The 853-nt window shown below is 67.3% G+C and carries 1 protein-coding gene; it reads left to right on the forward strand.

Features of this window, described 5'->3' with window-relative positions; all coding sequences use genetic code 11:
* Positions 1–58: 58 nt before the first annotated feature.
* A protein-coding gene (locus ACP4J3_RS50795) for an IS5 family transposase (protein ID WP_426545103.1) occupies positions 59–843 on the forward strand; the annotation gives its coding sequence in 2 pieces (ribosomal slippage) (positions 59–392 and positions 392–843; 786 coding nt in all).
* Positions 844–853: the final 10 nt, after the last annotated feature.

Raw genomic sequence — 853 nt, forward strand, 5'->3', positions numbered from 1 at the left:
AGACGTCGTCTCATTTGGATCATTGAGTAGTCTGCACCATGTGGTGATAGTCGAGCGCATGGTGCCGGACGAGTTGTGGGAGCTGTTTCAGCGGGTGGTCCCATCTGCTCCATCGCGGCCGCAGGGCGGCGGTCGGCGCCGGTATGGGGATCGCGAGGTGCTGGCTGCGATCATCTTCGTGGCCACGACGGGCTGCACCTGGCGGCAGTTGCCGCCGGTCTTCGGCCCGTCGGGGCCGACCGCGCACCGGCGTTTCACCGAGTGGAGTGCCGCTCGGGTCTGGGCGAAGCTGCACCGCCTCATCCTTGACGAACTGGGTTCGCGCGGAAACCTGGACTGGTCGCGCTGCGCGATCGACTCGGTGAACATGCGGGCCCTGAAAGGGGGGACCTGACAGGTCCGAATCCTGTGGACCGGGGCAAGAAGGGCTCGAAGATCCACTTGATCACCGAGCGGACCGGTTTACCCCTCTCGATCGGGATCTCCGGTGCGAACCTGCACGACAGCCAGGCACTCGAGCCGCTCGTGCGTGGCATCCCGCCGATCCGCTCCCGCCGCGGCCCGCGCAGACGGCGGCCCGCCAAGCTGCACGCGGACAAGGGCTACGACTACGACCACCTGCGCCGATGGCTCCGCAAGCGAGGCATCCGGCACCGCATCGCCCGCAAGGGCATCGAGTCCTCCACCCGGCTCGGCCGGCACCGCTGGACGATCGAGCGCACGATGTCCTGGCTGGGCGGCTGCCGCCGTTTGCACCGCCGCTACGAACGCAAGGCCGAGCACTTCCTGGCCTTCACCGCCATCGCCTGCAGCCTCATCTGCTACCGCAGACTCACCAAATGAGACGACGTCT

This window comes from Streptomyces sp. UG1 (genome assembly GCF_049974585.1).
Classification (GTDB): domain Bacteria; phylum Actinomycetota; class Actinomycetes; order Streptomycetales; family Streptomycetaceae; genus Streptomyces.